The 13,671-nt window shown below is 54.7% G+C and carries 15 protein-coding genes; all 15 read right to left on the bottom strand.

All coding sequences use genetic code 11. The features are described 5' to 3' along the window. Positions 1-13: 13 nt before the first annotated feature. Positions 14-901 carry a glycosyltransferase family A protein gene (locus tag NYE69_RS10060; RefSeq protein ID WP_340926043.1) on the bottom strand — a complete coding sequence of 296 codons (888 nt, stop codon included), beginning with the start codon at positions 899-901 and terminating at the stop codon, positions 14-16. After that, positions 867-2,093, bottom strand: a complete 1,227-nt coding sequence (locus tag NYE69_RS10055) for a glycosyltransferase family 4 protein (RefSeq protein ID WP_328270701.1) — start codon at positions 2,091-2,093, stop codon at positions 867-869. The genes NYE69_RS10060 and NYE69_RS10055 overlap by 35 nt, the downstream gene beginning before the upstream one ends. Continuing rightward, positions 2,074-3,318, bottom strand: a complete 1,245-nt coding sequence (locus NYE69_RS10050) for a lipopolysaccharide biosynthesis protein (RefSeq protein ID WP_328270702.1) — start codon at positions 3,316-3,318, stop codon at positions 2,074-2,076. The genes NYE69_RS10055 and NYE69_RS10050 overlap by 20 nt, the downstream gene beginning before the upstream one ends. A gap of 4 nt (positions 3,319-3,322) precedes the next feature. After that, complete coding sequence (locus NYE69_RS10045; protein ID WP_328270703.1) at positions 3,323-4,453, bottom strand: glycosyltransferase family 2 protein; 1,131 nt, start codon at positions 4,451-4,453, stop codon at positions 3,323-3,325. Positions 4,454-5,043: 590 nt separating this feature from the next. Next, positions 5,044-5,607, bottom strand: a complete 564-nt coding sequence (hxlB, locus tag NYE69_RS10040) for a 6-phospho-3-hexuloisomerase (protein ID WP_340926040.1) — start codon at positions 5,605-5,607, stop codon at positions 5,044-5,046. Positions 5,608-5,711: 104 nt separating this feature from the next. Further along, positions 5,712-6,347: a 3-hexulose-6-phosphate synthase gene (gene hxlA / locus NYE69_RS10035; RefSeq protein ID WP_036625480.1), complete on the bottom strand. Its 636-nt coding sequence runs from the start codon at positions 6,345-6,347 to the stop codon at positions 5,712-5,714. A 59-nt stretch (positions 6,348-6,406) separates the two neighbouring features. After that, the gene (locus NYE69_RS10030) at positions 6,407-7,405 is read right to left on the bottom strand and encodes a dihydroxyacetone kinase subunit DhaK (protein WP_328273628.1); all 999 of its coding nucleotides are present in this window, start codon (positions 7,403-7,405) and stop codon (positions 6,407-6,409) included. A gap of 13 nt (positions 7,406-7,418) precedes the next feature. After that, complete coding sequence (gene dhaL, locus NYE69_RS10025) at positions 7,419-8,063, bottom strand: dihydroxyacetone kinase subunit DhaL (protein WP_340926037.1); 645 nt, start codon at positions 8,061-8,063, stop codon at positions 7,419-7,421. A 6-nt stretch (positions 8,064-8,069) separates the two neighbouring features. Then, positions 8,070-9,260, bottom strand: coding sequence for a mannitol dehydrogenase (locus tag NYE69_RS10020; protein WP_340926035.1), 1,191 nt, complete (start codon positions 9,258-9,260; stop codon positions 8,070-8,072). 30 nt (positions 9,261-9,290) lie between these two features. Beyond that, positions 9,291-10,142, bottom strand: a complete 852-nt coding sequence (locus tag NYE69_RS10015) for a PTS system mannose/fructose/sorbose family transporter subunit IID (RefSeq protein WP_328273334.1) — start codon at positions 10,140-10,142, stop codon at positions 9,291-9,293. 5 nt (positions 10,143-10,147) lie between these two features. Then, positions 10,148-10,897 carry a PTS mannose/fructose/sorbose/N-acetylgalactosamine transporter subunit IIC gene (locus NYE69_RS10010; protein ID WP_196427494.1) on the bottom strand — a complete coding sequence of 250 codons (750 nt, stop codon included), beginning with the start codon at positions 10,895-10,897 and terminating at the stop codon, positions 10,148-10,150. 3 nt (positions 10,898-10,900) lie between these two features. After that, entirely contained in the window at positions 10,901-11,395 is a 495-nt protein-coding gene (locus NYE69_RS10005; protein WP_328273335.1) for a PTS sugar transporter subunit IIB, read from the bottom strand. Then, positions 11,389-11,808 (bottom strand): PTS sugar transporter subunit IIA, encoded by a 420-nt coding sequence (locus NYE69_RS10000; RefSeq protein ID WP_328273336.1) that lies wholly within the window; start codon positions 11,806-11,808, stop codon positions 11,389-11,391. The genes NYE69_RS10005 and NYE69_RS10000 overlap by 7 nt, the downstream gene beginning before the upstream one ends. Before the next feature lie 31 nt (positions 11,809-11,839). Further along, positions 11,840-12,631, bottom strand: coding sequence for an SDR family oxidoreductase (locus NYE69_RS09995; RefSeq protein ID WP_328273337.1), 792 nt, complete (start codon positions 12,629-12,631; stop codon positions 11,840-11,842). 224 nt (positions 12,632-12,855) lie between these two features. Further along, positions 12,856-13,608, bottom strand: a complete 753-nt coding sequence (locus tag NYE69_RS09990; RefSeq protein ID WP_328273338.1) for a GntR family transcriptional regulator — start codon at positions 13,606-13,608, stop codon at positions 12,856-12,858. Between the last annotated feature and the right edge of the window lie 63 nt (positions 13,609-13,671).

Raw genomic sequence — 13,671 nt, 5'->3', positions numbered from 1 at the left:
CTACCCGCGGCGGCTATTTGCCCCCCAACAACCGTGATTTCAACAAAGCTGCGATGCCGATAAAACTTAGGCATACATACATATACAGCATGGCGGCGGTCAATACCGGATGCTTGGCATATTTCCGCAGGTTGGCCGGGCGGTACAGCACCGGACGGAAGAAATACCAGCGTTCCAGCGCTTTGCGGAAGCCTCCCTGCTCCGAAGTCAACGTACGGTCCATCACCGAAAAATAGTAAGCTTTTTTGCTGAGCAATTCGCGCAGCAGCACTTTTTTCTCATCGTGATAGATTTTGCCGAACGTCGCGCGCCGGACAATCCCGCCCTGTTCAAGATAGCGGAGGGTGGGCTGAATCTCTTCAAACGAAATCTGCTGCGCCTTGAAGCCCCCGGTACCGAGATAAGCTTCCATTCTCCAGAAGCGCGCCGCCTCGATCGACCTTTTCCCCAACTCCTCCCCGGCGTTGTTGAGGACATTCCGTTCAAATACTTTAACTTTGGAAAAAAAATTGCCGGCATGCGTAAACGCCTGTTCAGGCACCACTAACGCCCCCACCTCCGGATGAGCCTCGAAGTAATCGATCCCGCCGCGCAGCAAATGATCGTCCAAAATCATGTCGGAATCGATCACGAGTAAATATAGGGCGCCCGCCTGCCGCGCCGCTTCCACCGCCTTGACCCGGGCCACGCCGCGTTCGCCGTGCGGCAGTTCCAGCAGCGTAACGGGATAGGGAGCGGCGGACGCCTTGCTGCGGATGACCGCGACCGTATCGTCCGTGGAGCCGTCATCGGCGATAAAAATCTCCAGACCGGGGTAGTTTTGGCGCATACAGCTGTCCAGACACGCCTCCACACTGGAGGCATTATTATACGTCGTAAACACGATCCCCGCTTTCTTCATAATGCTGTTCTCCTTTCGTCAAGCTGTCCATCCAGCGGCCGAACACGGCTCCGGTATTGTCGAAATGAAATTGGCGCGAAAATTGATGCGCCCGCCGCCGGATCGCTTCATATTCGCCGGGGTTTTCGACCACTCTTTGCATTTGCGCCGCCAAACCGTGCACGTCTCCATGGATCGTCAAATAGCCGCATTTCCCGAAGTCGGTTGCATCCGCCAACCCCGCCGTGTTGCTGACGATGCTCGGCGTACCGACCGCCGCGGCCTCCGTCACGGTCAGCCCCCAGCCCTCCCGCTGCGAAGGAAAAACAAGCGCATGGCAGCGGCTCATCAGCTCCAGCTTCTTCTCCTGCGGGACAAAGCCGTGAAAGAAGATGTCCGCCTCCAGCGCGGTTTCCTTACGGTCGTCCGGCTCCGCGCTCCGTAAGCCGTACTGTTCCATCAGCGGCCGCAGCTGCTTTTGCACATACGCCTTGTCGGTTTTTCCGGCGATCCACAGCACCGCGTCGGGGTACTTTTGCTTGAACTCTCCGAAGGCCTGAATCGCCAGATCGATGCCTTTATATTTGACGAACCTCCCTACGTACAGAAATGTAGGCCGCCGCTGCTTGGGCAGAAAGCGCTGCTCGGGCCAATGCTCGAATTCGATCCCTTCGGGAACGATCTGGATCCGGCCGGGCTGGAAGCCCAGCTTCACCAAATCGTTGCGGGTCGAGGGAGAAACCGTCAGCGCCCGGTCTTTTCTGGCCAAGCGGAGCAGCAACGGCTCCAGTACATAACCGACGGCGCCCGGCAGCGGGCCCAGGTTATGAAACCAGATTTCCCTCGTCAATTGGTGGATAAAAAAGATACGCTTGGACGGCGGCACCCACAACCGGGTGAAAAACTGGTGGGTATTGCATTGGTTGACCACATAATCGATGGCTTTGCGGTGACGCCAATAATACAGCATCGCATGCACGATCACACTAAACGTATTGCCGGCTCTCAGGTAAGTTACTCCATCCGCTTCCTCCCGCGTTTTGGCGCCGGGAAAACGCGGCGAAAAGTGAATAAACCGCAAGCGCGGATTCGCCGAGCGCTTTAGCATTTCATGCGTGAATATCTCCGCCCCGCCGCTTTTGGGAGAGAAGACATCCCGCCACGACAGCAGCAAAATGACCGTTTCCCCGGGATTACTGCGGATATTTCTCATACATAGCCCTCCCTTTGATCCGTCTAAAGCCCAACGCGGCATCGGCGGCAAAACCGGCCGCAATCCCTCCATATACGGCAAGCTGCGCCAGCTGCAACTCTTCCGGCGTGCGGTGCCGGAGACCGAAGCTTAGCAGCAGCGCCGCCGCCCCGGCCGCCAGCCACAGCATAAAACGTCTGCGCCCGGTCAGCACATGCAGATGCGCAAAAAACAGCACGGCCGCCAGCAGCCAGTACACCGCGCCTCCAAGCGGAAGATACCGCTCCGCCGCCTGATAGCCGGGACCGAACAGCAGCGGGATGGACAACGGAAACAACCAGGCGGAACCGGCATAAACAAACCCCGCGCAGCCCAGCATAAATCCCCCGAACAGTAAAACCTGCTTCCTCAGCGCGCCCCTGTCCCCCGCCTTCGCACCAAGTTTGGGCACAAATGCCGTGATCACGCTAAACGCCACAAAATAAACGAGCTGGCTGTACTTGAGCGCAATCGCATATACACCGGCCTCGGCCGGCAAATAACGCTGCACGGCGAGCATATCAATCGACGTGAAGAACAAGATGAACAGATTCATGAGCAGCGTGTCCATCCATTCCCGCCCCAGGCTCTTCAGCGGTTTGCCGCGAAGCGAACCGTCCGCGGCGGACGCGGGTCTCACGCTTTTTCGTTCCGTAAACCAACCGTGCGCAAGCGCTAAAATCATGCCCGCGGCCAGCGCCAGCATCAAGCTCCAAACTTCCAGCCCCAACGGGACGCAAACGAAGATGACGGCCAGCTTGCCGCCAACCTCGAGGTAAAAATTGACGTTCAGTGCCAGCATCCGCTCGCGCCCTTGCATGCTCCCTCGGAACAGGCTGACCAGAATATGCATGGACACCACCGCGTACAGCAAGATCAGCGCTCCGCCGTCCACGTTGAGCAAGTGAACGAGCAGCGGATGGACGCCGCCCAGCGCAGCAAAAACAGCGGCAGCGGTCAGCGCCGGAACAAGCGCTCCCCCCGGAAACCCGCCGCCGGCTTTGTTTTGCGAAACAAGCTTGGCCGCTAGCAGCTGGACGGATAAGCCGAGTACGGACAGCAGGGCGAACAAAGCCAGCAGCGCGTTGGCCTGCCCGTACTGATCCTCGGTCAAATACCAGCTTGCGGCCATATGGAAGAAGAAATTGAAGGCATTCAGCAGCACATTAAACAACGGAAAAACGAGCGCACGCCATCTCCGCAGCATAGGGCTACCTAATCCGCCGATCAAGGCGCCAAATATCCACCAACGAGCGCACAAACCGGACGGAATCCCGCCACACCTCGATGTGCGAGCCGTCGCGGTCAATACATTCGACGGGCAGCTGCAGCACCCGCAGCTTCAGCTTCTTGGCGATGAACATCATTTCCAGATCAACGGCCAAGCCCAGCTCTTCTTTTAAATGGGGAAATATCCGCCGCACGGCGACGGCGCTCATCACCTTCAGACCGGTCTGCGAGTCGATGACTCCCGCCGGCAAAAAGGGCTTGGACACGATCCGTTTGCACTTGCTGATCCAAAACCTTAACCATGGCCGGTTCTCCGCGGAGTCGTCCTTCGTGCCGATGATGATGTCATAGTAGCCCATTTTGACAATATTGATCATCCGGGCAATGTCCTCGATAAAAAAGGAATCGTCGGCGTCCACAAACACAAAATAATCGGCTTCGATGGTGCGCATCCCTTCAAGATAGGTGCCGGCTTTGCGGGTATTCCTCCCCAGTTTTCTGGCGCTGACCAGCGGAATGACGTTATCGTTATCGTTGATCCGGCCTGCCGCCAGATTCGTCTCCCGCTCGATCCCTTCAAGCAGTTCCAGCGTCCGGTCCTCGCTGCCGTCGTCGATCAAATAAATGGAGCCCTCGATGAGATGGGCCTGAATATAGGCCTGCAGGCGTTCGCAAAAGCGGCGCACATGCCTGAAACGCTGTTCTTCATTGTAAACGGAGAGGATAAAAGCGGTATGCGGGCCTTCCGAGAGAAATTCCGGATGAAGCTGCCGCTGAATTTCCAGCAGCAGTTTGCTGCGGTAATTCTCTTTCCAGTGGATCAGACTGATTCTTCCCACCCCGCGAATACGGATGAGATCATTATCGCTTAACGCGGCTCCCATATCTGTGATGAGAAGCAAAGCAACCTCCGGCAGCGCAGCGCGGATGGTGTTGGAGGCGGCAATAGCCCGCTCGGGATCCGCATAATCGACAATGCAGCAAAGCACGGGCTGAAGCAGAATATCCGCGCGCGGTTCCGCAAAATATTTAACCGCATAGAACCGGTTAATTTCCGTATAAGAAATGTTTCTCTCGCGGTCCGTGAAAATTACGACATCTCTATCTCTCACAATGAAAACCTCCATTACCTTTCGTTTCCATTGTGCGAAATGAATTTTAAGAAGATTTGCGTCAAAATATAAAGGAATTATGAAGTTTATTTGCGCTTTTTTAACAAATTGTGAGTTTATTTGATAAGGAAAACGTCGATCGAGGTACTATCAAGGAAGCTACGCCGCTTTCAGTGGTAGTTTTGCTGTGCAAAACAAGCCTCTAAACCGCAACTATTCTAACGGTTGCCACAAGCGCTATTTGTTCTAAAAACGTTGATTTCGAATTCTAACGGTTGCCATGGCGCTTATTTCACTTAAACCCGGCTAATTTTGCTTAGATTCAGGCAAATAACGTCGATCACAACCGTTAGAATTTAGAAAAGGTCTTTTTTCGTAAAATAGCCGCTGTTACAACCGTTAGATCTCAGTTTCGATTCGAAAACCTGATAAGTTGCGGAAATCTGGAAAGTATCAGGGTGATAAATTGTGCAAGAGTTTATGCAACGTTAGCGGAACCCACAAAAAGCCCTTAAATCTCCCCGAGGATGATTTAAGGGCTTTTATTGCGAATATTCAACTATCCGAGGATCCGCCGCCCGAATCCTGCTTTACTCCAGATTGGCATGGCGGGCGAACATGTCTTCGTCGGTTTGCCCGGTCTCCCGCTTCAAGTCGATGATGATGCTGTCGTAGATCAGCCAGCTTAGCTGTTCGAAGGAGGAGCCTTTGGTCTGGATCGACGCCGCTTTGCCCGCTTTCCGGTCCACCTTGGAGGTGACGCCGGGAATTTTGATGCAGGCCGAAGCCAAGGAACCAATCGTGTTCGCCGGAAAAATCGTCAAGGTGGCCAGCGTCGCCCCCTGGTCGAGCGCCTTTTGCGCCATCGCCTTCAGGCTGGCCGTTTCGCCGGAGCCGGAGCCGATGATCAGCAGATCGCCCGGCTGAATCGACGGTGTCGTCGGTTCCCCGACAAAATGCGCACTAAACCCCAAATGCATCAGGCGGTTGGCGAATCCCCTGGCGACGAACCCGGAACGGCCCGCTCCTGCCACGAACACGCGCTTGGCCTTGGCAATCAGGTCCTTAACCACGTCTACTTCCCCGCCATCGACCTGCTTCGCGTCCTCCGCAAGCTCTTCCAATATCGCCAGCAAATTACGGCATGGTTTCATTACCGCATCTCTCCCTACGTTTTCACTGTTTTCACTGTTTTCACTGTTTTCCCCATCTTCATCAAACTTACTTACAATTCAACTCACTAGCCTCACAAGCATTTTCACACTCTTCGCGCCATTGCTTCTTTAATCAGCCGTGCTTCCTTGACCGGATCGGCCGCATGGGTGATCCCCGTTCCCACGATGATAATGTCGGGTTCGAGCGCGACATATTTGTCGATCGTGCTGCTGTTGATGCCGCCAGCGACGGCGATTTTGGCCGATTTGGCATGGGCCTTCATCACTTTCAGATCATCGATCGGCCGTCTGCCGGCCGCCTGTTGATCAGCCCCCGTATGGACAGCCAGCACATGAACGCCTAAGCCTTCGAGCTCGTTGATTTTGTCCGGCAGATTGTCCACGCAAATCATGTCGACCACCAGTTGCTTGCCGAACTCATCCGCCGCCCTCAGGCAGGCTTGGATCGTCAGCGCATCGGTAACCCCAAGCGCCGTTACATATTCGGCCCCGGCATCGAAAGCCAGTTTCGATTCAAAAAATCCGCCATCCATAATTTTTTCGTCGGATAAAATTTCTTTGTCCGGAAAACGCTCCTTAAACGTTCTGACCGCGTTCATGCCTTCGGCGATGACGAACGGGGTGCCGATTTCGATAATATCGACGTAGTCCTTCACCCTTTCAGCAAATTCCAGCGCTTCCTCCAGTTTCAATTCATCCAATGCCAGCTGCAGTTTCATCTTCCTGTCTCCTCTCCAATTTTTAGAGGTTGTTCTCGAACTATTTTGAACTCGCACTATTAGTATTTGACGGCAGGGCATTGACCCGGATAATCCATGAGCACCTTCAATTCCTCGTCCAGGCGCACGATCGTGAGCGACGCGCCGTTCATATCCAGAGACGTGACGTAATTGCCGATAAACGTGCGCTCGATCCGGTGCCCTTGTCCCGTCAGGATCTCTGCTACTTTGTCGTAAAGCACATACAGTTCCATCAGCGGGGTCGCTCCCAAACCGGACAGTAGGACGGCCAGGTTCTCCGGCCCCTCGAAAGCAAAGTCCCGCAGGATGGCGCCGGTCATTTCTGCGGCGATTTCGTCCGCCGTCCCCAACGACTGCACTCGGATCCCCGGCTCGCCGTGATGGCCGATCCCGAACTCCATTTTGCCTTCCTCAATGGTGAAATTGGGGGAACCGGCCGCCGGAATCGTGCAGGAGCCAAGCCCGACGCAGATGCTGCGGGTGTTGTCGACGGCTTTTTGCGCGGCGGCGATCACTTCATCCAACGAGCCGCCCATCGCTGCCCGCGCGCCCCCGGCCTTCCACATGAACAGGCCGCCGGCAATGCCATGCCGCTTCTCCCGAGTTTCCGGCGGAGATGAAGCTATATCGTCCGTGGCTGTCACATACTTCACGGTAATCCCTTCGTCTTCCGCAAGCTGCACCGCCATTTTGACGTTCATGTTGTCGCCCGCGTAATTGCCGAACAGGCAGGCCACCCCTTGGCCGGAATCGGCTTCGACGATGGCGTCAAAGAACGATTGGGCCGGCGGGGAAGCAAACACTTCGCCGATCGCGGCCGCATCGGCCAGCCCTTCGCCGACATAACCGAGAAAAGCCGGCTCATGGCCGCTTCCGCCCCCGGTGACAATGCCTACCTTGCCCTCCACCGGGGCTTGTATCCTCTTCACCACCCGGTCATTGCGGTCCGAAAGTTTAACCGTATCCCCGTGGGCTTTGACATAACCATTCAGCATATCGTCCACGATCAGATCGGGATGGTTTACAAAACGCTGCATTCTTACGCCCTCCTTAACCGGTTTTGGCCAGCCGCAGAGAAGCTTCGGCCAAGGCCTCCAGAATGATATAGCAGGAAGTCGCGCCCGCGTCCTGATGTCCGATCGCGCGGTCTCCCAGGCGGCTGCCGCGGCCGAGTTTGGCCGCCATCCCCTTCGTCGCTTCGAGACCGCTCCGCGCGGCTTCCCGCATCTGGCCCAGACAAGCCTCCAGATCGCCGCCGGCCGCGGCTTCCTCATATGCCCGCACCGCCGGGTCCAGCACATCGATCAGCGTTTTGTCCCCGACCCCGGCATCCGTCAACAGGGCGATCCGGTCGTAAGCCTTCCGCAGCATGTTCCCCATGACCGCCGCGTCAATGATCGGCTCGTTTTTGGATGCCATAGCCAGGCCGCGGAAGAAGCCGCCGTACAATGGGCCCATTGAGCCGCCGATTTTACCGACCAACACGGTGCTGATCGTAAGAAAACCTGTGCTCATATCGGTGTCAGGCTGCTTGCTAAGCTCCTCGCCGGCGATGGAGAAGCCTTTGCTCATGTTGATGCCATGGTCGCCGTCTCCCACTGCGGCATCGACCCGGCTCAAATAATCCCGGTTGGCGCAGACCGCTTCAATGACCGCGGATACAACGGCGAAACCCGCCCGGTTCGTAAATTTCATACTCGTTCATCCCTTCTCTCCCCAGCGCTGCCGCTTGATCCGGGACAGCTCTTCGTAATGGTGCAAAATGGCCTGGTGTAAACGGGTTGTCTCCGCAATCCCGGTATAGCGCGTTATCGCCGCGCCGATACCTTGCTCCGCGATATACAGCCGCACTTCCTCGCTTTGGGCATCCCCCGCATTCCTGAACAGAAAAGCGGCAGCGATGCCCTGCAGCAAACGGTCGTTCTTCAGCCCGTAAGCCTCGCAGCCGAGGCAGGGCCCGACCAGCCGGTCATCCGGCTGCAGCTTGCGGATTGGCGAGCGGCAGACCCGACCGATCGTATCGACGATGCCCGGCGTCCGGAAACGGGCGACGGCAAAATCGACATATTCGGCCAGCTCCCGGATCGGGAACCCGTATTTGCGCTCCAGCAGCCTCGCCGGCTCCATCATCGCCTCCAGGATCTGCCGCAGCAGGTCGTCATTTTGGAACACGTCCTGAATGATCTCGTAGCCGTAAATATGGCCGATGTAGCCGGCCCAGGCATGGCCGCAATTGATGATATACAGTTTCCGCTCCAGATATTTCTGCAGATTGTCCGTATATACGGCATTTTGGATCGGGATGCTGCCGGGTTCGGCCAGCTTGTTCCGCTCGATGACCAGTTCGAAGTCTTGGCCAATATTAATGACCTTTCTGCCTTCCCGCTCATCCTCAAGTACCAGCCGATCAACGGCCGTATTCGGAAAAGCGGCGGTTTCCGCCAATTCTTCCGCTGACAGCCCGCCTTCGATGGAGAGCAGGCTGCTGCGCAAAATATCGGAGTTGAACATCGCGTTTTCGCAGGCGAGTATATTCACCTTGCTTTTGCCCGCCTCCCGCCGGGCCCGCAGCCCCTTCAGGAGAACGGGCGCTATCCGCGGCAGGTTGTCGGCCCATACCGAGGTCGTAATGATATCCGCATCCGCCAACGCCGCCACGGCCTCTTGCTCCTGGGTGACCGAAGAGACGGCGCACACGTGGTCAATCGTCTTCCTCGCATAGTTCTGTTCAATCACATACAAATCGTAAGCTTTGTCCCGGTTGATCTGCGCGATGATCGCGGGATCGACATCGACAAACGTGATTTCGTATCCCGACGCATGCAGCAAATCGCCGATAAAACCTCTGCCAATGCTCCCGGCTCCAAAGTGTACCGCTTTCAAAACAAGCACCTCTTTTGTGTGGCCATGAATTTTATAATCTTAAAAAATACCCGTGATGGCGCCGATGATACTAATTGCAATAATGACAAGCATGATGACCGTAAAATTTTGATTTTTCTTGTTCAACCACCAGTACAACCCCAGCACGGCCAAAAGCGGCAGCAGACCGGGCACGATCCCGTCGAGAATCTTCTGCAGTACGAACGGCTCGTTGCCGCTGCCGAAATTGAACTGCAGCGGGGTGCTGAGCTTGACGTAAGTGGACGAGAGCGCCCCCATCATAAACAGCCCAAGCGTGCTCGCCCCCGCGATCAGCTCCTTGATCCGACCGGAGTGCAAGAGTTCCCGGATCGAAGCCTTGCCGGCCCGGTACCCGTATACGGACAATCTCAGGCCGACCAGGATCTGAATCAGCGGCAGCAGCAGCAGGACAAACGGGCCGATGATGCTCCCGGTCGCGGACAGCGTCGCCGCAAGCGCGAAAATAATCGGCTTCAGCGTGGCCCAATCGATGGAGTCGCCGATCCCCGCAAGCGGTCCCATCAGTCCTGTCTTCATACCGGTGATCGATTTGTCGGTGATCGGTTCCCCTTTGGCCTTCTGCTCTTCCATCGCGATCACGATGCCGTTGACCGGCGAGCCGAATACCGCTTCCGTATTATAGAAGACGAGATGCCGCTTCAACGCTTCCTTCAGATCCTCAGGATCCGGGTACAGCTTCTTTAGAATCGGGATCATGGCCGTCGTAAATCCCAGCGCCTGCAACCGTTCGTAAGAAATGCCCATCTCCGCCACCATGTAATAGGTCAGCCAGTTTCGGCGCACATCTTTTTCGGTGATCAATTTGCCGGTTTCCTGGCCGGTTTCCGCTGCATTTTGCGTTTCCGTCATTTTCCTCACGCCTCCATGTTCTTCTTATTGTTGTAATAAGTGATCAAGAGCACCGCGCACAGGCCGAAGATCGCCGCCCCAATAATCGGGATCCCGCTGAACTGAATCAGGAAATAGCCGATGATAAACCAGGGAAACAGCTCTTTTTTGCCGATCACGAACATCGTTAAAGCGAATCCGAGAGCGGGCAGCAGACCGCCGGCCACGCTAAAGCCGTGAACCAGCCACTGCGGAACGCTGTTCATGAAGGAATTAACGGCATCAGCGCCGTACAGAATCGCGAAAAAAGGAATCGGAAAACGGAAGAAAAAGCTCAGAGCGGTAGGATAAACAACGGAAGCCAGCATGATTTTTCGGGTGTTGCCTTCTTCGGCATAGCGGTCGGCCATATGGACGAACATGACATTGATCGTTTTGCGCAGCTGATCGACGAACACGCCCATGACGCCGACCGGAACGGCAATGGCAATCGCCAGCGCCGGGGTAAGATGCGACTGAATCGCGATCGGTATGGCAATGAGTCCCGCCAGGCAATCGTCGGCCGGAAGATTGGAGCCCGCCGCCACCAGGCCGATATACAAAATTTGCACGGCTGCTCCGATAATCATCGCTTGTTGTACATCGCCCATCATCAGACCGATGGGAAGCGCGGCGAACAGTGGCTGGCGAATCGCGTGGGTAATCGCGTAACCGACATCGGTTTTACAGATCCAATACCATATTCCCGCAAAAATACTTACTGCCAACATTGCCATCGTCTATACCCCCAATTTTTTCAGCGCTTTATCCAGCGGAAGTTTGGTTTCCTCCGGGGTGACCTGGAATGAAACCTCCGCGCCCCGGTCCTTCAAATAAAGCAAATTGTCCGCGTCTTCCCGGTCGATGGAAATGCCTTTGACCACGGAGGTTTTGCTGCCGGCCGCGCCGAGCCCTCCGATCTGCACTTCTTTGAAAGAGACCCCCAGCTCCGCTGTCCGGCGCACATCTTCGATATTTTTAAACAGCACGAGAATGCTGCCTTTATCATATTGGCCGGTCTTCGCTTGCTCAGTGAAAGCAGCGATGGAGAGCACTTCCACCTTGATACCGGGCGGAGCCGCCATGACATAAATGTCGGCCATAAATTCGTCTTCGGACAACTCGTCGTTGACGACGATGATCGTTTTGGCCGTAATCGTGTTGCTCCATTTGGTCACAACTTGGCCATGAATCAGTCTGAAATCAACGCGCACCAGTTTGATTCCGTTTAACATGCCGGTCCATTCCTTTCTTTAATAATTTTGGTGATATTGCGGATGCCCTCGGCTCCGAACGCGATCATTTTGTCCTCGACTCCTTCCCATTCTCCCAAGGACCTGCGCGTTTCCGCCTCGATCAGCATCGGCAGATTGACTCCGCAAATTACGGAGTATCCATCCTTCTTGGCAAAATAAGCGCCGATATTCGACGGAGTTCCCCCGTACAGGTCGGTAAGAAAAATGGAATTCGGCGGTGCCACGGCCAGCGCGTTCCGGATCGTTTCAATCAGCGTTTTGGATTCCATGCCTTCCATTAAGGAGTAGCAGTACACGTCCTCCATTTTTCCGATGATCATTTCCGCGCTTCGTTTCAGTTCTTCGCCGAAGGTCCCATGGGTGATGATGATAATCCACGGCTTGGTATTCACGGTTAGCCCCCTCCAAGTTCCTTGATGTTTATTAACCCCGCGATTTACCGCCGGTAATATTCACAATGGTGCCTGAAATGTAGGAGGAGCGGCCGGACAACAGGTACGTTACCAGATCGGCGATTTCCTCCAGCCTCCCCTGTCTGCCCAAAGGGATGATTTTCATATAATCGGTGGATACGCTGCCGGCTTCCATTCCACGGGTATAGGCCAGCGCTTTGACATGTTCGGGATTGCCCATCGGTGTAGGTTCGTTGATCCCGGGAGCGATACCGACCACCCGGATGTTGAAGCGGCCAAGTTCCTTCGCCCACGATAAGGTAAAGGAATTCAGCGCGCCCTTAGTGGCGGAATAGATGCTTTGCCCTGTCGAGCCTTCCATGCCGGCTTCAGAGCTGATATTGACCACCACGCCGTAATTTTGCTTGATCATCACTCTTGCGGCCGCCTGGGTGCAAAAGAACGCCCCTTTCACGTTGACGTTAAACATAAACTCAAAATCTTGCTCGTTGAACTCATGATTCTCGTCATCGTGGTAATAATCCACCAGCAATTTGGGCCGATTGACTCCGGCGTTGTTAACCAGGCCGTCAATCCGGGAGTATTTGGCCACAACTTTGCCGATCATCTCTTCCACCTGGCGTTTATTGGTGATATCGCACTGTATAAAATCCACGTTTCCTTGAGCGATCCCTGAAACATCCGCGATAACGACCTGCGCACCATGTTCGTCAAGGCTTTGCACGATTTTTGCGCCGATGCCCGAACTTCCCCCCGTGACCACGATGACCTTTCCCTGCAGATTCAACCAATCGTCCTTCATAGCTGCTCCCGCCTTTCTTATTCTACTCTCTCAAGACATCATGACGTCGTTACGTCTTATCGTTATAATGACACTATCTCTTCTTTTTGTCAAGCGCTTTCATTGGAAAAACGGTACAAAAAAATAAACCGGCCGCATCCGTTCATTCCCGCGATTGGCGGAAATATTCAAAGCGGCAGGTTTATCCTGTCCATCATACTTATTGGATATGTGTGGAAAAATGTCTAATCCTTATATCTCAGCAGCACCCGGAACCGGTTGAGATCGCCTCTGTCCCTGGACACGGAATATTCGATCGGTCTGTCTTTGTCATCATAAGTGACCGTCTCCACCAACTGGATGGCAAAGTTCGGCTCCACCTTCAAAATCGCGGCGTCCTCGGGGCTGGCGTTGATCGCGCGGAACGTCTTGTTCGCGTAATTGATTTTGAGGCCGTAATGCTCTCTTAACGTGGCAAACAAAGAAACCTCCGAGAAGTTAAACCGTTCCAAATCGGGCGCTACATCCACCGGCACATACGTCGTTACCAGTACGGATGGCTCATTTTCAATAAACCGGAGCCTTTCCAGCTTATAGTACGAGCTATGCCCCTCGCCGAAAACGCTCTTTATCGTCTCGTTGGCTTTGACCCGCTGCATGCTTAGCAGTTCGGTTCTGGCCGCCAAACCTTGCAGGCCGGCGATTTCGTTAAAGCTTCGCAATTCGGCCAAATCCCATTGATTCAGGTTCGGCTTGGCCACAAAAGTGCCTACTCCCCTCCGCTTCTCCAAGTAACCTTCGTTGACGAGCAGATCGATCGCCTGGCGGACCGTCGTTCTGCTGACGCCGTACATCGTCATCAACTGGGTTTCGGAAGGCAAACTTTCGTTCACTTTGTATTCCTCATTGTTGATTTTTTTAATCATGTCCTCTTTGAGTTGAAAATATAAAGGAATTGGACTGTTTTTTTCCAGTTCAAAAGACGCTGAATTACCCATTTTTTCCTCCTATATAATTAATGATGTCACGTTGTCCGTACCTCTATTATACAGCAGTTGTGA

It is taken from the genome of Paenibacillus sp. FSL R5-0527 (assembly GCF_038008055.1).
In the GTDB taxonomy this organism is placed as follows: Bacteria; Bacillota; Bacilli; order Paenibacillales; family Paenibacillaceae; genus Fontibacillus; species Fontibacillus macerans.
Note: the sequence above shows the minus strand (reverse complement) of the source record. Positions and strands in the feature narration are given on the sequence as shown.